This is a genomic window from Pseudomonas sp. KB-10 (assembly GCF_018221585.1).
Lineage (GTDB): Bacteria > Pseudomonadota > Gammaproteobacteria > Pseudomonadales > Pseudomonadaceae > Aquipseudomonas > Aquipseudomonas yangonensis.
In genome coordinates this window covers 64860-88683 of sequence record NZ_QYYB01000005.1, presented here as the reverse complement: position 1 = coordinate 88683, position 23824 = coordinate 64860, and the positions used below count along the sequence as shown (strand labels likewise).

General features: G+C 62.6%; 23 protein-coding genes and 2 tRNA genes. 21 read left to right on the top strand and 4 right to left on the bottom strand.

Features of this window, described 5'->3' with window-relative positions; all coding sequences use genetic code 11:
* Window positions 1–47: 47 nt before the first annotated feature.
* The 17 genes from DXK50_RS15110 (at window position 48) to DXK50_RS15030 (ending at window position 15955) form a co-directional block, all read left to right on the top strand.
* Window positions 48–123: transfer RNA gene (locus DXK50_RS15110), tRNA-Phe, on the top strand.
* 247 nt (window positions 124–370) lie between these two features.
* Entirely contained in the window at window positions 371–1144 is a 774-nt protein-coding gene (locus DXK50_RS15105) for an ABC transporter ATP-binding protein (RefSeq protein ID WP_161866173.1), read from the top strand.
* 15 nt (window positions 1145–1159) lie between these two features.
* Window positions 1160–1912, top strand: coding sequence for an ABC transporter substrate-binding protein (locus tag DXK50_RS15100; RefSeq protein ID WP_013717635.1), 753 nt, complete (start codon window positions 1160–1162; stop codon window positions 1910–1912).
* A gap of 54 nt (window positions 1913–1966) precedes the next feature.
* Window positions 1967–2662, top strand: coding sequence for an ABC transporter permease (locus tag DXK50_RS15095; RefSeq protein WP_013717636.1), 696 nt, complete (start codon window positions 1967–1969; stop codon window positions 2660–2662).
* A complete protein-coding gene (locus DXK50_RS15090; protein WP_212630878.1) occupies window positions 2659–3348 on the top strand; it encodes an ABC transporter permease in 690 nt (229 codons plus the stop codon). The genes DXK50_RS15095 and DXK50_RS15090 overlap by 4 nt, the downstream gene beginning before the upstream one ends.
* Window positions 3349–3397: 49 nt before the next feature.
* Window positions 3398–4612 (top strand): methyltransferase, encoded by a 1215-nt coding sequence (locus tag DXK50_RS15085; protein ID WP_212630877.1) that lies wholly within the window; start codon window positions 3398–3400, stop codon window positions 4610–4612.
* A gap of 294 nt (window positions 4613–4906) precedes the next feature.
* A tRNA-Thr gene (locus DXK50_RS15080) sits at window positions 4907–4982 on the top strand.
* 132 nt (window positions 4983–5114) lie between these two features.
* A complete protein-coding gene (gene rfbB / locus DXK50_RS15075; protein WP_212630876.1) occupies window positions 5115–6176 on the top strand; it encodes a dTDP-glucose 4,6-dehydratase in 1062 nt (353 codons plus the stop codon).
* Window positions 6177–6185: 9 nt separating this feature from the next.
* On the top strand, window positions 6186–7058 hold the full coding sequence (gene rfbA, locus DXK50_RS15070) for a glucose-1-phosphate thymidylyltransferase RfbA (protein WP_212630875.1): 873 nt from the start codon (window positions 6186–6188) through the stop codon (window positions 7056–7058).
* Entirely contained in the window at window positions 7055–7603 is a 549-nt protein-coding gene (rfbC, locus tag DXK50_RS15065; RefSeq protein WP_212630874.1) for a dTDP-4-dehydrorhamnose 3,5-epimerase, read from the top strand. Before rfbA ends, rfbC begins: the two co-directional genes overlap by 4 nt.
* Window positions 7600–8463: a dTDP-4-dehydrorhamnose reductase gene (gene rfbD / locus DXK50_RS15060; RefSeq protein ID WP_212630873.1), complete on the top strand. Its 864-nt coding sequence runs from the start codon at window positions 7600–7602 to the stop codon at window positions 8461–8463. Before rfbC ends, rfbD begins: the two co-directional genes overlap by 4 nt.
* Window positions 8464–8538: 75 nt before the next feature.
* On the top strand, window positions 8539–10353 hold the full coding sequence (locus DXK50_RS15055; RefSeq protein ID WP_212630872.1) for a sensor histidine kinase: 1815 nt from the start codon (window positions 8539–8541) through the stop codon (window positions 10351–10353).
* Complete coding sequence (locus DXK50_RS15050; protein WP_212630871.1) at window positions 10350–11735, top strand: sigma-54-dependent transcriptional regulator; 1386 nt, start codon at window positions 10350–10352, stop codon at window positions 11733–11735. The genes DXK50_RS15055 and DXK50_RS15050 overlap by 4 nt, the downstream gene beginning before the upstream one ends.
* Window positions 11736–12041: 306 nt before the next feature.
* On the top strand, window positions 12042–13034 hold the full coding sequence (dctP, locus tag DXK50_RS15045) for a C4-dicarboxylate TRAP substrate-binding protein DctP (RefSeq protein WP_197859204.1): 993 nt from the start codon (window positions 12042–12044) through the stop codon (window positions 13032–13034).
* 137 nt (window positions 13035–13171) lie between these two features.
* Entirely contained in the window at window positions 13172–13798 is a 627-nt protein-coding gene (locus DXK50_RS15040; RefSeq protein WP_212630870.1) for a TRAP transporter small permease, read from the top strand.
* Complete coding sequence (dctM, locus tag DXK50_RS15035; RefSeq protein WP_212630869.1) at window positions 13798–15078, top strand: C4-dicarboxylate TRAP transporter large permease protein DctM; 1281 nt, start codon at window positions 13798–13800, stop codon at window positions 15076–15078. Before DXK50_RS15040 ends, dctM begins: the two co-directional genes overlap by 1 nt.
* A gap of 205 nt (window positions 15079–15283) precedes the next feature.
* A complete protein-coding gene (locus DXK50_RS15030) occupies window positions 15284–15955 on the top strand; it encodes a DUF502 domain-containing protein (RefSeq protein WP_212630868.1) in 672 nt (223 codons plus the stop codon).
* Here DXK50_RS15030 and DXK50_RS15025 read toward each other — a convergent pair.
* On the bottom strand, window positions 15952–16419 hold the full coding sequence (locus DXK50_RS15025) for an Lrp/AsnC family transcriptional regulator (protein ID WP_212630867.1): 468 nt from the start codon (window positions 16417–16419) through the stop codon (window positions 15952–15954). The genes DXK50_RS15030 and DXK50_RS15025 overlap by 4 nt on opposite strands.
* Window positions 16420–16546: 127 nt before the next feature.
* Here DXK50_RS15025 and DXK50_RS15020 point away from each other — a divergent pair, with 127 nt between their 5' ends.
* From DXK50_RS15020 to DXK50_RS15005, 4 genes are all read left to right on the top strand, one after another.
* Window positions 16547–16873, top strand: coding sequence for a hypothetical protein (locus DXK50_RS15020; protein ID WP_249186880.1), 327 nt, complete (start codon window positions 16547–16549; stop codon window positions 16871–16873).
* Window positions 16874–16996: 123 nt separating this feature from the next.
* Window positions 16997–18781, top strand: a complete 1785-nt coding sequence (locus tag DXK50_RS15015; RefSeq protein WP_212630866.1) for a type IV pilus assembly ATPase TfpB — start codon at window positions 16997–16999, stop codon at window positions 18779–18781.
* Between the two features lie 228 nt (window positions 18782–19009).
* Window positions 19010–19264 carry an NfeD family protein gene (locus DXK50_RS15010; RefSeq protein ID WP_161866194.1) on the top strand — a complete coding sequence of 85 codons (255 nt, stop codon included), beginning with the start codon at window positions 19010–19012 and terminating at the stop codon, window positions 19262–19264.
* Window positions 19265–19352: 88 nt separating this feature from the next.
* Window positions 19353–19685 (top strand): DUF2388 domain-containing protein, encoded by a 333-nt coding sequence (locus tag DXK50_RS15005; protein ID WP_212630865.1) that lies wholly within the window; start codon window positions 19353–19355, stop codon window positions 19683–19685.
* Window positions 19686–19755: 70 nt separating this feature from the next.
* On the opposite strand, the gene DXK50_RS15000 is transcribed toward DXK50_RS15005, so the two are convergent.
* From DXK50_RS15000 to desA, 3 genes are all read right to left on the bottom strand, one after another.
* Window positions 19756–21066: an OprD family porin gene (locus tag DXK50_RS15000; RefSeq protein ID WP_212630864.1), complete on the bottom strand. Its 1311-nt coding sequence runs from the start codon at window positions 21064–21066 to the stop codon at window positions 19756–19758.
* Between the two features lie 425 nt (window positions 21067–21491).
* Window positions 21492–22463 (bottom strand): GGDEF domain-containing protein, encoded by a 972-nt coding sequence (locus DXK50_RS14995; RefSeq protein WP_161866197.1) that lies wholly within the window; start codon window positions 22461–22463, stop codon window positions 21492–21494.
* A gap of 109 nt (window positions 22464–22572) precedes the next feature.
* On the bottom strand, window positions 22573–23763 hold the full coding sequence (desA, locus tag DXK50_RS14990; RefSeq protein ID WP_161866198.1) for a delta-9 fatty acid desaturase DesA: 1191 nt from the start codon (window positions 23761–23763) through the stop codon (window positions 22573–22575).
* Window positions 23764–23824: the final 61 nt, after the last annotated feature.

Here is a 23824-nt window from a genome sequence, read left to right as displayed (position 1 = left end):
CCGCGCTTGACACTGATCCTGCAAAACCGTCTAATAGCGCCCCGTTGGCCCAGGTAGCTCAGTTGGTAGAGCAGGGGATTGAAAATCCCCGTGTCGGCGGTTCGATTCCGTCCCTGGGCACCATGAACAGTAAACGAAGAGCCTCAGCCATGTGCTGGGGCTTTTTGCTTTCTGCGCTCGGCATTTTTCTCGTGCCATTGTTTCGCCTGCGCGACAAGCAGCTGCAACCAGGCGACACCCGCGCCCCAGCCACGCGCTATCGCCCGGCAAACGGCTTGGCGGTCACGGAAACGCTATGCTAGCTTGGCCGCCAGCCAGGACGGCCCGCCGTACGCCGGAGCGCATTCGAAGAAGAAGAGGATCCCACCCCATGGCCGAGGCGACGCCCGCGCTGGAAATTCGCAACCTGCACAAACGCTACGGCGATCTCGAAGTGCTCAAGGGCATCTCCCTGACGGCCAAAGACGGCGATGTCATCTCGATTCTCGGCTCCTCCGGCTCCGGCAAGTCCACCTTCCTGCGCTGCATCAACCTGCTGGAAAACCCGCATCAGGGTCAGATTTTCGTCGCTGGCGAGGAGCTCAAGCTCAAGGCCGCGAAGAACGGCGACCTGGTTGCCGCAGACAACAAGCAGATCAATCGCCTGCGCAGCGAGATCGGCTTCGTCTTCCAGAACTTCAACCTGTGGCCGCACATGAGCGTGCTCGACAACATCATCGAGGCGCCACGCCGCGTGCTAGGCCAGAGCAAGGCCGAGGCCATCGAGGTGGCCGAGGCACTACTGGCCAAGGTCGGCATCGCCGACAAGCGCCACGTTTATCCCAATCAGCTTTCCGGCGGCCAGCAGCAGCGCGCGGCCATTGCCCGCACCCTGGCCATGCAGCCGAAGGTGATCCTGTTCGATGAGCCGACCTCGGCCCTCGACCCGGAGATGGTACAAGAAGTGCTTAATGTGATTCGCGCGCTTGCCGACGAGGGACGCACCATGCTGCTGGTCACCCATGAAATGAATTTCGCTCGCCAGGTATCCAGCGAAGTAGTGTTCCTTCACCAGGGCCTGGTCGAGGAACAGGGGCCACCGGCCCAGGTGTTCGACAACCCGCAATCGGCACGCTGTAAACAATTCATGTCCAGCAATCGATAACACGGAGCAACATGCATGCAGAACTATAAGAAGATCCTGCTGGCCGCAGCCGCTACCCTGGCCTTCGGCACCAGCGCTGTCGCCGCTGACAAACTGAAACTCGGCACCGAAGGCGCCTACCCTCCCTTCAACCTGATCGACGCCAGCGGCAAGGTCACCGGCTTCGACGTGGAAATCGGCCAGGCGCTATGCGCCAAGATGCAGGCCGAGTGCGAAGTGGTCACCTCCGACTGGGATGGCATCATCCCGGCCCTCAACGCCAAGAAGTTCGACTTCCTGATCGCCTCCATGTCGATCACCGAAGAGCGTCAGGCGGCAGTCGACTTCACCGAACCCTACTACACCAACAAGCTGCAGTTCATCGCGCCCAAGTCGGCCGATTTCAAGACCGATGAAGCCAGCCTCAAAGGCAAGGTGATCGGCGCTCAGCGCGCCACCATCGCCGGCACCTGGCTGGAAGACAACCTGGGCAAGGTGGTCGACATCAAGCTGTACGACACCCAGGAAAACGCCTACCTCGACCTGGCCTCCGGCCGCCTCGACGGCGTACTGGCCGATACCTTCGTCAACTGGGAATGGCTCAAGAGCGACGCCGGCAAGGACTTCGAGTTCAAGGGCGACCCGGTATTCGACAACGACAAGATCGGCATTGCCGTGCGCAAGGGTGACCCGCTGCGCGAGAAGCTGAACACCGCTCTGCAAGCCATCATCGAAGACGGCACCTACAAGCAGATCAACGATAAGTACTTCCCGTTCAGCATCTACTGATGACCTGAAGGCACTGCGCCTCCGACCTGGCGGCGCAGTCGCCCGAGCCCTCCGATGATCTTCGACCTCCAAGGATTCGGCCCCGCCCTGGCCGCTGGCACCCTGATGACCATTCAGCTGGCGCTTTGCGCGCTGGCTCTAGGTCTGGTGCTCGGTCTGCTCGGCGCGCTGGCCAAGACTTCGCCGTACAAGCCGCTGCAATGGCTCGGCGGTAGCTACTCCACCATCGTACGCGGCGTGCCCGAGCTGCTCTGGGTACTGCTGATCTACTTCAGCACCGTCAACGTTTTGCGCGCGCTGGGCGAAAGCCTGGGCGTCGGCAGCCTGGAACTCAGCCCGTTCGCTGCGGGCGTCATCGCCCTCGGCTTGTGCTTTGGCGCCTATGCCACCGAGGTATTCCGCGGCGCCATTCTGGCCATTCCCAAGGGGCACCGTGAAGCCGGCCAGGCACTTGGCATGTCCAAGGGGCGCATCCTGTGGAAGCTGATCATGCCGCAGATGTGGCGCATCGCCCTGCCCGGACTCGGCAACCTGTTCATGATTCTGATGAAAGACACCGCCCTGGTGTCGGTGGTCGGCCTCACCGAAATCATGCGCCAGGCACAGATCGCGGTCACTGCCACCAAGAATCCGATGACCTTCTTCCTGGTCGCCGCCATCATCTATCTGGGGCTGACCATCATTGCCATGATCGGCTTGCACTTCCTTGAGAAGAAAGCCTCACGCGGCTTCGTCAGGAGCAACCAATGAACTGGGAGCTGATCTACAAGTACCTGCCGAAGATGTTCGAAGGTGCGCTGCTGACCGTCGAACTGCTGGCAGTTGCCGTCATTGCCGGGCTGATCCTGGCACTGCCCATGGGCATCGCCCGCGCGTCGAAACGCTGGTACGTGCGCGCCCTGCCCTACGGCTACATCTTCTTCTTCCGCGGCACACCGATGCTGGTGCAGCTGTTCCTCATCTACTACGGCCTGGCCCAGTTCGATGCCGTACGCCAGAGCATCTTCTGGCCCTATCTGCGTGATCCGTACTGGTGCGCGGTGCTCACCATGACCCTGCACACCGCCGCTTATATCGCCGAGATTCTGCGCGGCGCCATCCAGGCCGTGCCGCCAGGGGAGATCGAGGCTGCCCGCGCTCTGGGCATGTCGCGCGCCCAGGCCATGTTGCACATCATCCTGCCGCGCGCCGCGCGTATCGGCCTGCCGGCCTATAGCAACGAAGTGATCCTGATGCTCAAGGCCAGCGCCCTGGCCAGCACGGTCACACTGCTGGAACTGACCGGCATGGCACGCACGCTCAATGCCCGCACTTATGTAAGCATGGAGTTCTTCTTCACCGCCGCGCTGTTCTATCTGGCGATCACCTTCATTCTGATCAACCTCTTCAAGCTGCTCGAACGCTGGCTGCGCGTCGACGCCTGCCAGGGCCGTTAAGCCTGTGGGTCGCCTGCACAGGCGGCCCGCTTTTTTCACCATAGACGCCATGTCCGAGCCCATTCTTACCTCAGGCGAACTCCTCGTCCGCTTCCAGGCGCTGGACAACTTTCTCCTGCAGCACCAGGCGCTGTGGCGTCCAAGGCCGTTTTATCATCTGCACCTGCCCTGGGAGGCAGAGCTACCCGAACTCTCCGCCTGGCTGCGCAGCCGCTCTCTGGAGCAGGCACAAGCCAGCGACAGCGACCTCTTCGCGCTCGTGGCACCCGCCCCGTTCACCGCCCTGGCCTGCCAGGCAAAGGCGCTTAGCCAGCTGGACGAACTCCCAAGCCTGCATGGCCCGGAGCGCGCACATGCCCTGAGCGTCGATGTGCCCGGAAGAAAGCTGGCGCAGATTCAGGCCTTCGCCAGTCACCTGCAATTTCGTCAACGCCCGCTGCATTGGCTCGACTGGTGTTCAGGCAAGGGGCATCTCGGTCGCTGGCTGACCGAGGATGATCAGCGCCTGACCTGCCTGGAGTGCGACCCGGCACTGATCGAATCCGGTAGCGCATTGAGCAAACGGCTGGGGCTGGATGCCATGCACCTGCAGCAGGATGTGCTGGCCGATGATTGCAGCGAACGCCTGAGCAAAGAACATACCCCGGTAGCTCTGCACGCCTGCGGCGACCTGCATGTGCGCCTGCTGCAACTGGCCAGCCGCACTGGCTGCTCGCAGTTGGCAGTCGCCCCCTGCTGCTATAACCGCATCGCCGGCAAGCAGTACCAACCGCTCTCGACTGCAGCGCAAGCATCGGCGCTACAGCTTTCACGCGACGACCTGGGCCTGCCGCTAAGCGAGACCGTCACGGCCGGGGCTCGGGTACGCAGGCAACGCGACCAATCCATGGCCTGGCGCCTGGCCTTCGACCTGCTGCAACGCCAGTTACGCGGTGTCGACGAATACCTGCCGACCCCCTCGCTGCCCAGCGACTGGCTGAGCAAACCTTTCGCCCGCTTCTGTCATGACCTTGCCACCCTTCGCAATGTACCTTCGCCTGGCGAGCAGGACTGGGCCACTCTGAAAGCGCGCGGCTGGCAACGCCTGGCCGAAGTACGCAACCTGGAACTGCTACGCAACCTGTTCCGTCGCCCACTGGAACTCTGGTTGCTGCTGGATCGTGCCCTGTACCTGGAAGAACAGGGCTATAGCGTCAGGCTGGGCGCCTTCTGCGATTACCAATTGAGCCCACGCAACCTGCTGCTTCTGGCGGAACGCGCCTGAGTTGCTCACAGAAGCTGTGGATAACTCTGTTGATCCTTTCTGGGCAAGTCCTGCAAAGCCAATCGGGAATAGCCTCGCAAACGTCTGATCATTTTTCGAACAATCGCTGAAGTCCTAGTAAAAACAATGACTTGCAAAAAAACGTGAGCGAGCGCACGGACAAGGTGCACAGCGGTGACACGTGCCTTACGTTTGTGCATAAGACGAAAGCTGTTGATAGCCGCGCCTGAAAAATCCTGCCTTGAACGTGGCTTTACTCAGACTGACGAATGGATATAATGGCGGCCCTTCCGTGCCGGTATAGCTCAGCTGGTAGAGCAACTGACTTGTAATCAGTAGGTCCCGGGTTCGACTCCTGGTGCCGGCACCATCTACTATCAGGGCCTGCGTTCATGCGGGCTTTTTTGTTTGTGCTCAACTCCATATCCATCGCTTGTTCATTGCACTTACCGCACTTGGCTTGTGGGTATGGCGAAAAGCTAAGTAGCGAGGTGGTGAGCAGATGCGCATTCTTATTACCGGCGGCGCCGGCTTCATCGGGTCGGCGCTGATTCGCCACCTGATTCAGGACACCGAGCACGAAGTGCTCAATCTCGACAAACTGACCTACGCCGGCAATCTGGAGTCCCTGCTGGAGATTGCCACGAACCCGCGCTACCGCTTCGTTCAGGCCGATATTGCTGATGCCGTGCGAGTCGCTGCGACGCTGAGCGAATTCCAGCCAGACGCCATCATGCATCTGGCGGCCGAATCCCACGTCGACCGCTCCATCGATGGCCCCGCGGCCTTTATCCAGACCAACATCGTCGGCACCTACAGCCTGCTGGAAAATACACGCGCCTATTGGCTAACCCTGAGCCCCGAGCGCAAGGCGGCCTTCCGCTTCCACCACATCTCCACCGATGAGGTCTACGGCGACCTGCACGGTGTCGATGACCTGTTTACCGAAACCACCCCCTATGCCCCCAGCTCGCCCTACTCGGCGAGCAAGGCCGCGTCCGACCATCTGGTCCGCGCCTGGCAACGCACCTATGGCCTGCCGGTGCTGATCACCAACTGCTCGAACAATTACGGCCCCTATCATTTCCCCGAGAAGCTGATCCCGCTGATGATCCTCAATGCCCTGGCCGGCAAGCCGCTGCCGGTGTATGGCAACGGCCAGCAGGTACGCGACTGGCTGTATGTAGAAGATCACGCGCGAGCGCTGCTCAAGGTGGTCAGCGAAGGCGAAGTCGGCGAGACCTACAATATCGGCGGACACAACGAGCAGAAGAACCTCGACGTGGTACGCGCCATCTGCGCCCTGCTGGAAGAGCTGGCTCCCCAGAAACCGGCTGGAATCGCGCGCTATGAAGATCTGATCACCTATGTGCAGGACCGCCCGGGCCACGACTTGCGCTATGCCATCGACGCCAGCAAGATCGAACGCGAACTGGGCTGGGTGCCGCAGGAGACCTTCGAAACAGGTCTGCGCAAGACGGTGCAGTGGTACCTGGACAATCTCGAATGGTGTCGCCGCGTGCAGGATGGCAGCTATCAGGGCCAGCGACTCGGCGCACTCTAAGGAGCTTCAATGAAAGGCATCATTCTCGCCGGCGGCTCCGGCACCCGCCTGCATCCCATCACCCTGGGTGTTTCCAAACAGCTGCTGCCGATCTATGACAAGCCGATGATCTATTACCCGCTGTCGGTGCTGATGCTGGCCGGCATTCGCGAGATTCTGATCATCTCCACCCCCGAAGACCTGCCCAACTTCGAGAAGATGCTCGGCGACGGCAGCCAGTTCGGCATCAGGCTGCAGTATGCCCAGCAACCTTCACCGGACGGCCTGGCCCAGGCGTTCCTGATCGGCGAGTCGTTCATCGGCAACGACTCGGTCTGCCTGATCCTCGGTGACAACATTTTCCACGGCCAGCACTTCACCGAGATGCTGCTACGCGCCGCCAGCCACGACAGCGGCGCCACGGTCTTCGGTTACTGGGTCAGCGATCCTCAGCGCTTCGGCGTGGTCGAGTTCGACGCGGCAGGCAATGCGCTGTCAATCGAGGAAAAGCCGGCTAAGCCCAAATCCAGCTTCGCCGTCACCGGCCTGTATTTCTACGACAATGATGTGGTGCAAATCGCCAAGGCAGTCAAACCCTCGCCACGCGGCGAGCTTGAAATTACCGATGTGAACAATGCCTACCTGGCCCGTGGCGACCTGCGCGTGGAGCGCTTCGGCCGTGGCTTTGCCTGGCTCGATACCGGCACTCACGACAGCCTGATCGACGCTTCGCAGTACGTACAGACGGTGGAGAAACGCCAGGGTCTGAAAGTCGCCTGCCTTGAGGAAATTGCCTATCAGCAGGGCTGGATCGACCGCGAGAAATTGCTTAGGTGCGCCAAGGCGCTGGGCAAGACCGGTTATGGTCAATACCTTTACAAACTGGCGGAGGAGTCGCTGTGAAAGTGATCGCGACCGCACTACCGGAAGTGCTGATTCTGGAGCCCCAGGTGTTCGGCGACGAACGCGGCTTTTTCTACGAGAGCTTCAACGCACGGCGCTTCGCCGAAGCCAGCGGAGTGACCCGGGAGTTCGTGCAGGACAACCACTCGCGTTCAGCGCGAGGCGTGCTGCGCGGCCTGCATTATCAGGTGCAGCAAGCCCAGGGCAAGCTGGTGCGCGTCAACGCCGGCGAGGTCTATGACGTGGCGGTGGATGTGCGGCGCAGCTCGCCGAATTTCGGCAAATGGGTCGGCGTTCATCTGTCGGCCGAAAACAAACGCCAGATGTGGGTACCGGAGGGCTTCGCACACGGTTTCCTGGTGCTCAGTGAGTACGCCGAGTTCCTCTACAAGACAACCGATTATTACGCCCCTGCCCATGAACGCTGCATCCGTTGGGACGACCCGCAGCTGGCCATCGACTGGCCCTTGGACGGCCTGACGCCACAACTGTCGGCCAAGGATCAACAGGGCCTGAGCCTTGCAGACGCCGAGACCTTCCCATGAAGATTCTGATCAGCGGCCACACCGGCCAGGTCGCCCGCGAGTTGCAACTGGCCCTGCGCGAGCATGAATTGATCAGCCTCGGTCGTCAGGATTTCGACCTGTCGCGCCCGGCCAGCCTGCGCGAAATCATTCTGCGCGAGCGCCCGGCGCTGGTGATCAATGCCGCCGCCTACACCGCCGTCGATCAGGCCGAACAGGAGCGCGAACTGGCCTTCACCATCAATGCCGAAGCGCCGGGCGTCATGGCCGATGCCTGCTTCGAACTGGACATCCCGCTGATCCACTATTCCACCGACTACGTCTTCGACGGCAGCAAGACCACGCCCTACCGCGAGGCGGACACGCCGCGCCCGCTGGGTGTCTACGGCGCCAGCAAGGTTGCCGGGGAACAGGCACTGCGCATCAGTGGCTGCGACCACCTGATCCTGCGTACCAGCTGGGTCTACTCGCAGCACGGGCGCAACTTCCTCCTGACCATGCAGCGCCTGCTGCAGGAGCGCGAGGAGCTCAGCGTGGTCGACGACCAGATCGGCGCCCCGACCTGGGCCGGTAGTATTGCCAGCGCCACCGCCGAACTGATCGAAAAGTGGCAGCAAGGACGTCATCGCTGGGGCACCTATCACCTGACCTGCCAGGGCGAGACCAGCTGGTTCGGCTTCGCCAGCGCCATCGCCGAGCGTCTGCGTGCGGCCGGCAAGCCCTGCGCCCGGCTGCGCCCCATCCCCAGCAGCGACTACCCGACACCGGCGCAGCGCCCTCTCAATTCGCGCCTGGATGGCGAGCGCCTGGAGGAAGAGTGGCAGATTCGCCTGCCGGACTGGCGCACGGCACTGGACACCTGCCTGCAGCGCATGAACTGACATCAGCGGCCGGCGCATATCACCGGCCGCTCGCTTAACGTGCATAATGCGCCGATCATTTCTGCACGGTTTTCCATGAGCACGAACACCGCCACTCCCCGTCGCCTGCGCTGGCGCAGCCTCGTGCTGCTGGCGCTGCTGCTCGCGCCACTGCTGTGGCCGGTGCACTTTCTCGCCGAGCGTTACTACCGCGAAGTACTGACCGAACAGAATCGGCAGACACTGGACCTCTACGTGGCCAACCTGCTCGGTACGCTGCGTCGCTACGAGGTGCTGCCGCAGATTCTCGGTGACCTGCCCGGCCTGCGCGCCGCACTGCAGGCGCCAGAGGATCCCGCCGTGCTGGACAGCGCCAACCGCCTGCTGGCGCGCGTGAAGAACCAGACCGGCGCCGACGTGATCTACCTGATGAACACCCGCGGTGTCACCCTGGCCGCCTCCAACTGGGACAAGCCCGACAGCTTCGTCGCCGGCAATTTCGCCTTTCGCCCGTACTTTCGCGAAGCACTGGCGGGGCGCCTGGGCCGCTTCTTCGGCCTCGGCACCACCTCCGGCAAACGCGGTTACTACTTCGCCTACCCGGTGCGCGAAGACGATCACAACATTGGCGCACTGGTGGTGAAGGTCGACCTGGACCACACCGAAACGCTATGGGGCAATACCCCTGAACAGCTGCTGGTTACCGACACCAATGGCGTGGTGATTCTCACCTCACGCCCGGACTGGCGCTTCCATGCCAGCCGCCCACTGGACCGCACCGAGCAACTGGCGATCGCCGCCAACCAGCCCTACCCAACCCAGGCGCCGCCCGCGCTCGAGCTTGAGCCCAACGCCTGGCTGACACAAAGCCGCGCCCTGGAAGAAACCGGCTGGACGGTGAGCATTCTCGCCCCGCGCATCCTGCTCGACCGCCCTGTGCGCAGCGCGGTAGCTGTCGGTGCGGCTGCCCTGCTGGCCGTGCTCCTGCTGCTTGGCCTGCTGATCCTGCGTCGCCGTCATTACCTGGAACGCATCGCCCTCGATGCCCGCGCCAAGGCCGAACTGGAGCAGCGAGTGGCCGAACGCACGCGAGACCTGGAACTGCTTAACAGCCGACTGAAACAGGAAGTGCTGGAGCGCGAGCAGGCCCAGCAGGAACTGGTGCGCGCCCAGGACGAATTGGTCCAGGCCGGCAAGCTTTCCGCGCTCGGCACCATGAGCGCCAGTATCAGTCACGAGCTCAATCAGCCGCTGGGCGCGATCCGCAGCTACGCGGAGAACGCCAGCACCTTGCTCGATCACCAGCGCAGCGACGATGCCCGTGCCAACCTCAAGCTGATCAGCGAACTGACCGAGCGCATGGCCTCGATCATCGCCCATCTGCGCGCCTTTGCCCGCCGTGATCGCCATGCACCGGAGCGGGTCGCTCTGCAGCCGGCGCTGGACGACGCCCTGGCCTTGCTCGCCAAACGCCGCCGGGCCATGGATGTGGAGTTGATCCGCGACCTGCCGGACGCCACGCTCTGGGTCCAGGCCGGCGAGACACGCCTGCGCCAGGTGCTCGGCAACCTGCTCGGCAATGCGCTCGATGCCCTGGTCGACAAGGCGCCGCCACGGCGCATCTGGATCAGCATCGAGCATCAGGCCGAACACCTCGAGCTGCTGCTGCGCGACAATGGCCCGGGCTTCTCGGCCGAATCCCTCGCCCGTGCGCGTGAGCCCTTTTTCACCACCAAGACCAGCGCCCAGGGCCTGGGGCTCGGCCTGGCCATCTGCGATAGTCTGGTGCGGGCGCTGGACGGCGAACTGCTGCTGGCCAATCATCCGGCCGGCGGCGCGCTGATCACCCTGCGCCTGCGCCTGGCCAGCCCCGGCGTCAACCTGCAACCATCTGAGGATCCTTCGCCATGACCAGCGACAGCGCCATCGACAGCCGCATTCAGGTACTGCTGATCGACGACGATGCCCATCTGCGCCAGGCGCTCAGCCAGACGCTCGACCTGGCCGGGCTCAAGGTCCTCAGCCTGGGCGACGCCCAGGGCCTGGCAGCGCGTATCCCGGCCGGCTGGCCCGGCGTTGTGGTCAGCGATATCCGCATGCCGGGCATCGACGGCCTGCAATTGCTGCAGCAGCTTCGCGAACGCGATGCCGAGCTGCCGGTACTGCTGATTACCGGTCACGGCGATGTGCCACTGGCCGTACAGGCGATGCGCGCCGGCGCCTACGATTTTCTGGAAAAGCCCTTCGCCAACGATGCTCTGCTCGACAGCGTGCGCCGCGCCCTGGAACTGCGTCGCCTGGTGCTGGACAACCGCAGCCTGCGCATGGCGCTCAACGACCGCCAGCAACTCTCCAGCCGCCTGGTGGGTCAGTCGCCTGCCATGCAGCGCCTGCGCGAACAGATCGGCGCGCTCGCCGGCATCGCCACCGACGTGCTGATCCTCGGCGAGACCGGCGCCGGCAAGGAGGTGGTCGCCCGCGCCCTGCACGATCTGTCCAGTCGCCGCGACGGCCCCTTCGTCGCCATCAACGCCGGTGCGCTGGCCGAATCGGTGGTGGAGAGCGAGCTGTTCGGCCACGAGGCAGGCGCCTTCACCGGCGCGCAGAAGCGCAGAATCGGCAAGTTCGAGTTCGCCAATGGCGGCACCCTGTTCCTCGACGAGATCGAGAGCATGAGCCTGGACGTGCAGGTCAAGCTGTTGCGCCTGCTGCAGGAACGGGTGGTCGAGCGTCTCGGCGGCAACCAGCTGATCCCGCTGGATATCCGCGTGATTGCCGCGACCAAGGAAGACCTGCGCCAGGCCGCCGATGCCGGGCGTTTCCGCGCCGACCTCTACTACCGCCTCAACGTCGCGCCGCTCTCGATTCCGCCGCTGCGCGAGCGCGGCGAGGATGCCCTGCTGCTGTTCCAGCACTTCGCCGAAGGGGCGGCCGCCCGCCATGCCCTGGCTCCGCGCGAACTGCAGCCGGGCCAGCGTGCGCTGCTGCTGCGTCATCCATGGCCGGGCAACGTGCGCGAACTGCAGAACGCCGCCGAACGTTTCGCCCTGGGCCTGGAACTGGCACTGGACAGCAACGCGCCGAACCTACCGCCGGTCAACGGCGGGCTCAGCGAGCAGGTCGAAGCCTTCGAACGTGCGTTGATCGCGGCCGAACTGAGTCGCCCGCACGGCTCGCTGCGCAGCCTGGCCGAAGCGCTTGGCGTGCCGCGCAAGACCTTGCATGACAAGCTGCGCAAACATGGGTTGAATTTCTCCGGCGCTGGCGGAAGCTCGCCAGAGGACTTCGACTGACTGGCGGCAAACCGCCAACTCCAGCGTTAAAGACTTGCCGGCAGCAGGCTCGCACGCCGGCGCAACCCTCGGCAAAAAGCCATCAAAGCCCGCAGCCACGGGCCTTTCCCGGGCACATGGAATCCGCCCACAGCGGACTGGCACAAGGGTTGCTCTAGGCTAGCCCCAAGCGAACCCACAAGTACAAGTCCAGGCCTCGCTGATGCCACCGGCGTTTTTCTCCAAGCCGCCTAGACTTGCTCTTGTCCGTTCGTCAGCAGCGCCTCGGCGCCAATGCGATAAAACACAACAAGAGGAAGCATCCGCATGTTCAAACTGACTGCCAAGGCGCTGGCTTGCGCCCTGTCCCTGTCCATCGCCGGCGTCGTCCACGCGGCCGATCCGATCGTCATCAAGTTCTCTCACGTGGTTGCCGAGCACACCCCGAAAGGTCAGGGTGCCGTGCTGTTCAAGCAGCTGGCTGAAGAGCGTCTGGGCGACAAGGTCAAGGTCGAGGTCTACCCGAACTCCTCGCTGTTCGGCGACGGCAAGGAAATGGAAGCGCTGCTGCTCGGCGACGTCCAGATCATCGCCCCGTCCCTGGCCAAGTTCGAGCATTACACCAAGCAGCTGCAGGTATTCGACCTGCCGTTCCTGTTCGACGACATGGCTGCAGTCGATCGCTTCCAGAAAGGTCCGGAAGGCCAGAAGCTGCTGACCTCCATGACCGACAAAGGCATCACCGGCCTGGCCTACTGGCACAACGGCCTGAAGCAGCTGTCGGCCAACAAGGCGCTGCTGGAGCCCAAGGATGCCCGCGGTCTGAAGTTCCGCGTACAGGCCTCCGCCGTACTGGAAGAGCAGTTCAAGGCCGTACGCGCCAACCCGCGCAAAATGAGCTTCGCCGAGGTCTACCAAGGCCTGCAGACCGGCGTGGTCAACGGCGCCGAGAACCCGTACTCGAACATCTACAGCCAGAAGATGCACGAAGTGCAGAAGTACATCACCGAGTCCAACCATGGCCTGCTGGACTACATGCTGATCACCAACACCAAGTTCTGGGACGGTCTGCCGGCTGACGTACGTAGCGAGCTGGACAAGATCATCGCCGAAGTTACCGTCGAGGTGAACAAGCAGGCTGACGCCCTCAACGAAGGCGACAAGCAGCGCATCATCGAGGCAGGCAGCACCGAAATCCTGACCCTGACTCCTGAGCAGCGCGGCCAATGGCGCGATGCCATGCAGCCGGTATGGAAGAAGTTCGAAGGCGAGATCGGCGCAGATCTGATCAAGGCCGCGCAAGCCGCCAACCAGCAATAAGGCCGGAGAGCCGTAGGGTGGGCAGGGCATTGCTGCGCTGACCCACCGCGGCGCCCGCGATGGGCGTCGCTCAATGCTGTAACCGGTGGGTCGGCTACCGTCCCACCCTACGCCCTTTCCATTCGGGAGAACCGACCATGAACGCCTTGCGGCGCGTCTGGGAGCACTTCGAGGAAGGCTTTATCGCTTTTCTCCTGGCGGCCATGACGCTGATCACTTTCGTCTACGTGATCCTCAATAACTTCTACACCCTGTTCTATTGGCTGGGTGACTTCTTCGGCGGTAACGAGGCCCTGCTCGCTATCGGCGACTTCATTCTCGACCTTGCCCAGGCAATGACTTGGAGCAGTGCTCTGACCAAGGCCCTGTTCGGCTGGCTGATCTTCTTCGGCCTGGCCTACGGCGTTCGCACCGCCGGCCACATTGGCGTCGATGCCTTGGTCAAACTCGCCCCGCGCGGCGTGCAGCGCGTGATCGGCGTGATCGCCTGCCTGGCCTGCCTGGGCTACGCCGGCCTGATCGCGGTCGGCAGCTTCGACTGGGTTCGCACCCTGTTCATCGCCGGTATCGGCGCCGAAGACCTCGGCCACTACGGCATCCAGCAATGGCATATCGGCATGATCGTGCCCTTCGGCTACACCATGGTGTTCATCCGTTTCCTGGAAATCCTCGTACGCATCCTGCGCAATCAGCAGACCGGCCTGGGTCTGGCCGACGAGGCCGCCGACGCCCTGAAGGTCAATGAGCACGAGGAGGCCAAATAATGACCGTTCTGTTCCTCTTCCTGCTGCTGTTTCTGCTGATGTTCATCGGCGTGCCGATCGCCGCGTCGCTCGGCCTGGCCGGTTCGATCACCATCATGCTGTTCAGCCCCGACTCGGTGCGCTCGCTGGCGATCAAGCTGTTCGAAACCTCCGAGCACTACACGCTGCTGGCGATCCCGTTCTTCCTGCTCTCCGGTGCGTTCATGACCACCGGCGGCGTGGCCAAGCGCCTGATCGACTTCGCCAACGCCTGCGTCGGTCACATTCGTGGCGGCCTGGCCATCGGTGCGGTACTGGCGTGCATGCTGTTCGCCGCGCTGTCCGGTTCTTCGCCGGCGACCGTGGCTGCGGTCGGCTCCATCGCCATCGCCGGCATGGTGCGCTCCGGTTACCCGCAAGCCTTCGGCGCCGGCATCGTGTGTAACGCCGGTACGCTGGGCATCCTGATTCCACCGTCGATCGTGATGGTGGTGTACGCGGCCGCCACCGAACAGTCGGTGGGCAAGCTGTTCATGGCCGGGGTGATCCCGGGCGTCCTGCTCGGCCTGGTGCTGATGATCGCGATCTACGTCGTCGCACGCATCAAGAAGCTGCCCGCCCTGCCGCGCGCCAGCTTCCGCGAATGGCTGCGTGCGGCCCGTGAGGCGTTCTGGGGCCTGCTGCTGATGGTGATCATCCTCGGCGGTATCTACACCGGCATGTTCACACCGACCGAAGCTGCGGCCGTGGCCGCGGTCTATGCCGGCTTCGTCGCCCTGTTCGTGTACAAGGACCTGACCATCCGCGAGTGCCCGAAGGTGCTGCTGGAGTCCGGCAAGCTGACCATCATGCTGATGTTCATCATCGCCAACGCCATGCTCTTCGCCCACGTGCTGACCACCGAGCAGATCCCGCAGCAGATCACCGCCTGGGTGGTGGAGCTGGGCCTGCAGCCGTGGCAGTTCCTGCTGGTGGTGAACATCGTGCTGCTGATCGCCGGTGCCTTCATGGAACCGTCGGCAATCATCCTGATCCTCGCACCGATCCTGTTCCCGATTGCCATGCAGCTGGGCATCGACCCGATCCATCTGGGCATCATCATGGTGGTGAACATGGAGATCGGCCTGATCACGCCGCCGGTGGGGCTGAACCTGTTCGTCACCTCGGCGGTGACCGGCATGCCGCTGACCTCGGTGATACGCGCCGCGCTGCCGTGGCTGATGATGCTGATCAGCTTCCTGATGGTGATCACTTACATCCCGGCCGTGTCCATGGCCCTGCCGAACTTGCTCGGTATGTAAGTTGCGCGATCCAACGCTGCTTCTTGGTACTTCGTGTACCGACTCCGCCCGGCCCTAGCGCCGGGCTTTTTTTGCACCTCAGGAAAGCGAAACGGTCGAAGGAAAAGTGTTGTCGTCAAATACCGGCTCGCGGAGCAGACGTAACGGCCCGGCGCCGGACGTCCTGACGTAAAGTCGCCGGCATATTCATCGAGGAAACCGAGGCATGATCAGACGCAGCCTGAAATCCGTCGTCACTACCTGGCTGACCGGCCTGCTGGCGTTACTGCCACTGGTGCTGACCCTGGCACTGCTCGCCTGGATATTCAGCCTGTTCAACCGCCTGATCGGCCCCTCGACCCTGATCGGCCAGTTGTTCGCTGCACTCGGCCAGCCCTTCTCCAGCAACGGCTACATGGCCTACCTGCTGGGCAGCCTGGTGTTGCTGGCCAGCCTCTATCCGCTGGGACTGGCAGTGCAACTGGGCTTGCGCCGTCCGTTGTCCTGGCTGCTCGATCGCACCCTGCGGCGCACGCCATTGATCGGTAACTTCTACAATCTGGCCGACCGCTTCGTAGGCCTGCTGGACAGGAGCAAGAACCCGGACATCGCCACCATGGCGCCGGTGTGGTGCTTCTTCGGTGGCGACGGTGCCGCCGTGCTTGCCCTGCGCCCCAGCTCGGAAAGCATCGAGCTGGAAGGCCGCGCCTACTGCGCCATTCTCATTCCCACCGCGCCAATCCCGGTGGGTGGCGGTCTGCTCTACGTACCCGAGCAATGGATACGCCCCGCCGACATGGGCGTGGAGCAACTGACCAGCATCTACGTGTCCATGGGGCTTACACCTCCCGGCAAGCGCAACGCCGAGCAGCCGCCTGCGGTGGTGATCAAACCCTAAGCAAGCGGCAAGCTGGTGGTGGACTTGATCTCCGACAGCGCGACGATGGAGTTCACCTCCTGGATACCGGGCACCAGCGACAGCTTCTCGAAGAAGAAGCGCTCATAAGCCTCGATATCGCGGGTGACGATGCGCAGCATGAAGTCCACCGCGCCCATCAGCACATGGCATTCCAGCACCTCGGGAAACTCGCGCATGGCTTCGGCGAACTCGGTCAGGTTGGAGCGGCCATGGGCGTTGAGCTTGACCTGCGCGAATACCTGGGTGTGCAGGCCGATTCGCTTGCGATCGAGCAGGGTCACCTGCTTGCGGATCACCCCTTCCTCCTTGAGCCGCTGGATACGGCGCCAGCAAGGTGACTGGGACAAGCCGATGCGCTCGGCGATCTCGGCGGTGGAGAGGCCAGCATCTTCCTGCAGCAGGGCAAGAATGCGTTGATCGTAGGCATCTAGCGCGACGGACATAAAAAATCCTCAATAACCCATCAATGAGGCAAGTCTATTCGCAAAAGACGGTTTACCTTAGAAAACAAGACAAAAATTTCGCCGGAATAAGGCGGAAACTTAGGCAAAACCTGCCCGAGCCGCCGCCATGCCTGACACCACCCCCTTTCCGTCCGCCCATAACCGTCGCGATCCCTGGCAGGATCGCCCCGATGCCTGCGTCGAATATCAGTTGCGCACCGATGCCGAAGCCGACGTGATGTGCCGTCTGCTGGGCCTGTTCGCCCAATTGCAGCTGCTTCCCGAGGCTCTGCACATGGAGCGTCTGCAAGATGATCTGCACATCGACCTGCGCCTGCCCGGCCTCTCGCTGCACCGGGCCGGGGTACTGGCCCAGAAGTTGCGCGGCCTGGTGTGCGTGTGGGAGGTGAGCTGGCAGCATCTGGATCACAGCCTGGAGACGGAAGTGGCCTGAAGCAGGCATTCGGTCACGCCAGGCACTTCGCCCTGGCGCAGCTTTTCGGGCATCCTAGCTCGGCTAAAAGGTCGGTGAAAAACGACCTGCTACCCTTGTTCAGGCCAACCCCGAGGAGCCCGCATGTCCGCCTTCACCGCTACCGCCCCTGACCGTGTACTGGATCTTGGCGACCTGCTGCGCGAGCTGGTGGCCCAGGGCCGGGTCGAGCAGGACGTGGCCGAGCAGTGCCTGGCGATTCGCCGCAGCTCACTGAACAACAACCAGCACCCGCTGGAGTTTCTCGCCGCGCAGCAGGTCGACGACCTGACGCGCCCGGGCAAGAAGCTCGATCTGGAAACCCTTACCGTCTGGCTGGCCAACTTCGCCGGCCAACCCTATCTGCGTATCGACCCGCTGAAGATCGACGTGCCGGCCATCACTCCGCTGATGTCCTACGCCTTCGCCCAACGTCACAAGATTCTCGCCGTGGCGGTGGACAGCGAGAGCGTCACCATCGCCAGCAGCCAGCCGCTGGTGCACAGCTGGGAAGCCAACCTGGTGCACGTGCTCAAGCGCCCAATCAAGCGCGTGGTGGCCAACCCGGCGGACATCCAGCGTTTCACCACCGAGTTCTATCGCCTGGCACGCTCGGTCAGCGGCGCCAGCGCCAGCGATCAGAAGGTCAGCGGCGTCGGCAACTTCGAGCAACTGCTGAGCCTCGGCGCGCAGGATCAGGAACCGGATGCCAACGACGCACACATCGTCAATATCGTCGACTGGCTGTTCCAGTACGCCTTCCAGCAGCGCGCCAGCGATATCCACATCGAACCGCGCCGCGAGCAGGGCACCGTGCGCTTTCGTATCGACGGCGTGCTGCACACCGTCTATCAGTTCCCCGCCCAGGTCACCATGGCGGTGGTCAGCCGCCTGAAGAACCTCGGTCGCATGAACATCGCCGAAAAACGCAAACCGCAGGACGGTCGGGTCAAGACCAAGACCCCGGACGGCGGCGAGGTGGAACTGCGCCTGTCGACCCTGCCCACCGCCTTCGGCGAGAAGATGGTGATGCGTATCTTCGACCCGGAAGTGCTGCTGAAAAGCCCGGACCAGCTCGGCTTCTCCCCTGAAGATCTGCGCCGCTGGGCCAGCATGACCAGCCAGCCCAACGGCATCATCCTGGTTACCGGCCCCACCGGCTCGGGCAAAACCACCACGCTGTACACCACGCTCAAGCAACTGGCTACGCCGGAAGTGAACGTGTGCACCATCGAAGACCCTATCGAGATGATTGAGGGCGCCTTCAACCAGATGCAGGTGCAGCACAACATCGATCTGAACTTCGCCAGCGGTGTACGTGCGCTGATGCGCCAGGACCCGGACATCATCATGGTCGGCGAGATCCGCGACCTGGAAACCGCTGAGATGGCGATTCAGGCGGCGCTGACCGGTCACCTGGTGCTCTCCACCCTGCACACCAACGACGCCCCCAGCGCCATCACCCGCCTGCTCGAACTGGGCGTGCCGCATTACCTGCTCAAGGCGACCATCCTCGGCGTCATGGCCCAGCGCCTGGTGCGCACCCTGTGCCCGCATTGCAAGGCGCCGGTGCAGCTGGACGAGGACACCTGGAACGGCCTGACCCGGCCCTGGAGCTCGCCACTGCCGACCCAGGCTCACCACGCCGTCGGTTGCCTGGAGTGCCGCGAAACCGGCTACCGCGGCCGCGCCGGGGTCTACGAAATCATGCTGATCAACGACGCGATCAAGCCACTGATCAGCGCCGACACCGACCTGACACTGCTACGCCGGGCCGCCTTCAAGGACGGCATGCGCAGCCTGCGCCTGTCCGGCGCGCAGAAGGTCGCGGCCGGGCTGACCACCATCGAGGAAGTGCTGCGCGTTACGCCGCAAAGCGAACAGCGCTGATACCCGCGCAGCGATGACGCGCAAGCACTACGCTGTCAAGCCGCCTGCCAAACGCTTGGATGCGCTCCAGTTCGCAAGGATTGACCGGCATCCGCCCACCTTGCGAAGGGGTCGGCGGCAGAGCCTCAGCCGCTGTGCTTAGATTGTTGTATCTGGCAATGGAGTCTTAGCGATGCACACCCAAGGGCGACCGGCAAACTGTCTGGCTACAGGTAGCCGCGTCTTCTCATGATCACCTACCTGCAACATCTGTCGTTCTGGGACTGGCTGGCACTGGCCACCCTGCTGCTGATTCTCGAAGTGTTCGGCGCCGGCGGCTATCTGCTGTGGATAGGTCTGGTGGCTGTCGGCGTCGGGGCGCTGTCCTACCTGTTTCCGGATCTGCCCTGGGCCTGGCAGTTCCTGGTGTTCGGCGCGCTGGCAGTCAGCTCGGCGCTGCTCTGGTGGCGCCATCAACATCGCGCGCACAGGCTGCGGAACTGACCGGCGTGGCAACCGGCCATCGCCGCCAAGGAACCACAAGCGGCTTGTACCACTCCTAGGACAAGAACCGCCCCACAGGAGTTTCATCATGCGTGTAACGAGCCGTGCCGCACTGGCGCTCAGTGCCTGCCTGATCGCCCAGACCGCAGCAGCCGATGGCCTGCTGCGCGATATTCTGTCCTCGGGCGCCACCACCGCCTCGACCTACCTTACATTCAAGGATCGCAAGCTGGTCGCGGCGACTGAAGAAGACGCCAGCAGCTTCGTCGCCAGCAACGGAGAAATCCGCGGGCCGCATCTGGAGGCCGCGATGCAGCAGTTGCGCAGCGCCAACCCGCAATTGCAGAACGCCGACGATATGGCCCTGGCCAGCGCCATTCTCGCTGCATCGGCGAACGCGAGCGTAGCGACCGCGGAATGAAAAAAGCCCGCATCTTTCGATGCGGGCTTTTATGACAGCGCAGGCGGCACAAGGCCCCGCCCATACCGCCTTAGAGCAGCGGCAGGGTGTAGCTGACGATCAGGCGGTTCTGGTCGGTGTCGGTTGCAGCGTTGCCACGCAGCACGCCGTAACGCCAGCCCAGACCCAGACCTTTCAGAGCGCCATCCTGGAACACGTAGTCCAGAGCTACGTCACGCTCCCACTCTTTGGCATCGCTGCCAGTGGTCTTGATATTGGTGCCCTTCAGATAGGCTACCGAAGCCTTCAGGCCAGGTACGCCAGCACTGGCGAAGTCATAGCTGTACTGACCGAAGGTGGTGCGCTCACCGGCGCGGGTGAAGCTGTTCACCAGACGGTCGGTCAGCAGATAGACGCTGGCGCCCGTGGAGCCCTCGATACCGCCCTGGTTCAGCTGGACGAAGTTGCTGTCCTCGGACACGCGCTGATGGCCGAGCATGACGGCATGACTGCCCAGGCTGTAGGTGAAGGCAGCGCTCCAGGTGTTGTTGTCGATCTTGCCGTCACCGTTACGGGTGTAACCACCCACGGAGTAGCCCGCTTCCTTGCCGTTCTTACCGTCGGAAGTGGTACGGAAGTAACGCAGGTCAGTTTTCAGACTACCTTCGCCCAGCGCCAGGTTGTGGCCCAGACCGGCGAAGTGCTGCTTGTAGTAGTCTTCCAGGTTCGCGTAGTAGTACTGCGCGGTCAGATCGCTGTTGACCTTCCAGTCACCGCCAGCGAAGTAAAACTTGTTGGAGGCCTCGCTACCGCCAGCGACCGACAAGCCGGTGCTGTTGCTCGAAGCACGGCTGGTGGCATGCTCGATCTGACCTGCAGTCAGGGTCAGGTTGTCGATTTCATTGGAGGTGATCATGCCGCCTTCGAACATCTGCGGCAGCAGGCGACCGTCGTTGGACACCAGGATCGGCAGCTTCGGCATCAGGGTACCGATACGGCCTTCGGTCTTGGAGACGCGAACCTTGGCGGTAGCGCCAGCCTTGCTGAAGTCATCCACGGCGCTGCCATCGCTTTCCAGCGGGAACAATTGGCCCGGAGTGCGATCACGGCCAGCCTTGGTAGCACGGCCACCGCCGTCCAGACGCACGCCCAGCATGCCGACCGCGTCGACGCCGAAGCCGACGGTGCCTTCAGTGAAACCGGACTGGTAATTGAGAATGAAGCCCTGACCCCACTCGCTGGCCTCACCATTGTTATTGGTGGTGTTCACGGTGTTCTGGTCGAAGTAGAAGTTGCGCATGGTCAAGCTGGCTTTGCTATCGCCGATGAAATCGGCGGAAGCGACTTGGCTCAGGCCCAGGGTGCTGGCGGCTACGGCCAGTGCCAGGGAGGTCTTTCTCATTATGTTTCTCTCCAGTGTGTTTAAGGTGACGCATCGCCCGGCACAGACTTCGGCACGAAGAGGCAGGCCGGAACGAATGGGGCATACGCGCCCGCGAGCCAGACACGGCTAAAGCCGGGCTCGATGGGGCGTGTGAAAACTCAGGAAGAACGGAACAACGGCGAACGCGGCGAGGCGGCCGGAATGAAGCGGGCAGAGTGTTGCATCATGAGTACTCTCTCGTCGTTGTTGTTTTACGCCGACATCCAGGTCGGGTCAGGCGGGACCTATGCAGATAGCGCGCCAGCTATCTGCATAGGGCGCGCTAAGGCTTCTAGAGCAATAGGTTACAGTTTTTCTGCAGACGAGTGACCGATCGATGACATCTGAAGCTAGGCAAATTTCCGCCGATGAGAACAAGCTCTCAGGCGGAAATTCGCCAGCCATCATCCCAATACGATCTGGTTCTTGCCTTGTCGCTTGGCCAGATACATTGCCGCGTCGGCACGCGCATAGAGCGCATCGAGGCTGACATCGGTTGCAAGCAGACTGGTCAGTCCCTGGCTGACGGTGATGCCGAAGCTGGTACCTTCATGCTGAAAGCTGAGGCGTTGCACCTCGCGCTGTAGTCGTTCAGCTACCTGCAAGGCCACGTCCTGCTCGCAGCCCGGGAACAGCGCCGCGAACTCCTCACCGCCGATACGCCCGAACAGATCGCCTCGTCGCAAGGCATTGCTGCCGCAATGAGCCAGGCGACGCAACACTTCATCACCGATCTGGTGACCGTACTGGTCGTTGATCTTCTTGAAGTCATCGAGATCGAGGAGCAGGAAAGCCAGCGGGCTGCCAAACTTGCGCGCATGCTCGAACTCGCGGCGGGCGCACTCGAAGAAATGCCGGCGATTGCTACTTTGGGTCAGCACATCGGTGGTGGCGAGCCGATGCAGCTCCCCTTCCAAACGCTTCTTCTCGGTGATGTCTTCGGCGATACCGACGATCACGTTGCCTTGTTCCGCCCTCAGCCTCGGGCTGACGAAACACTTGTCGCTGAGCCAACGCAATTGGCCATCGGCGCGAATGATGCGGTACTCGCGCGACTCCACGGCACCGGTTTCCAATACTTTGGCCAGGCTTTCGGCGGCGTAATCGAGATCATCCGGGTAAATGCTGTTGCGCCATTCACCGTAATCAGCCAACAACAGTGCGGCGGAGCGACCGAATATGTGCTCATAGGCCGGGCTGACATAAATCATTCGCTGCTCGTTCCAGTCGAAGGCCCAGAGCACCGCGTTGACGCTGCCAAGCAAGCTGCTGAACAACTGCTCGCGCTCACCCAGACGTTCTACCTCGGCCCGGCTGTGCAGCAGCGCCAGGGTCAGTTCTTCCAACTCGGAAACAGCGTTGCCTTGATCGTCCATTACAGCGGCCATCCCGCCTTGCCTCGCATTGAATTGAGCATAGTGCGAGCTGTTGGACAAACACAAAGGCCCGCCAGTTCGGCGGGCCTTCGCTGGTATCGAACGGCGATCAAGCGGTAGCGCTGGAAGGCCGCAGCGAGTAGGTCTTGAGCTGCTCGGCGAACTCTCGCAGAGACTGGATGCCACTGGCCTCGGCCTCGTGCACCCATTGCTTCATGGCCTCGAGCATATCGTGGCCGTTGCTGCTGGTCCTGACCCAGATCTGCTGCAGCGCCAGGCGCTTCTCGTAGATCACCTTGAGCGCCTGGCTCTGCGCCAGCATGTCGGCGATGCGCGCATGGTGCTGCTCTTGCAGCAGGCTCGGCTCACGCGACAGCAAACGCTTGGCACGACGGAACAGGTGACGAACGGATTCGTCGGCCTTGGCCACTTCCTGCTTGACCAGTGGCGCGATTACCAGCTTGCGGTACTGCGCCATGATCTGGAACCGGTTGTTGAGGATGGCCATGGCGGTGTCCATGTCCAGATGCCCCTTGCCTTCTACCCGATGGGCGATGGGCGCAACGCGCTGCACCTTGGCCAGGCCGAGGAAGCTGAACAGCTTGATCCAGGCCCACCCCATATCGAACTCCCACTTCTTCACCGACAGCTTGGCGCTGTTGGGATAGGTATGGTGGTTGTTGTGCAGTTCTTCGCCACCGATGATGATGCCCCAGGGCACCAGGTTGGTGGCGGCGTCGCGGCACTCGAAGTTGCGATAGCCGACCGCGTGGCCCAGGCCGTTGATCACGCCGGCGGCCCAGAACGGAATCCACACCATCTGAATCGCCCATACGGTCATGCCAAGCACGCCGAACAGGGCCAGGTCGATGATCGCCATCAGGGTCACGCCGCCGATCGGGTAACGGCTGTAGACATTGCGCTCGATCCAGTCATCCGGGCAGTTCTTGCCGTAGATGCGCAACGTTTCCTGGTTCTTCGCCTCTTCCTGATAGAGTTCGGCGCCTTTGCGCAGCACAGTGCTCAGGCCTTTGATGACCGGGCTGTGCGGGTCATCGACGGTTTCGCACTTGGCGTGGTGCTTGCGGTGAATCGCGGTCCACTCGCGGGTGTTCTGGCCGGTGGTCAGCCACAGCCAGAAACGGAAGAAATGCTTGAGCGCCGGGTGCAGTTCCAATGCCCGGTGCGCAGAGTAGCGGTGCAGATAGACGGTGACGCTGACGATGGTCACATGCGTCATCAGCAAGGTCGCAGCCACCAGCTGCCAGACCGACAGGTCGAGTAAACCGTTGTACCACATGGGCGCTGTTGCCTCTTGATAGGGAAACGCGGTTTGTCCTACAAGGACGAACCAGATCACA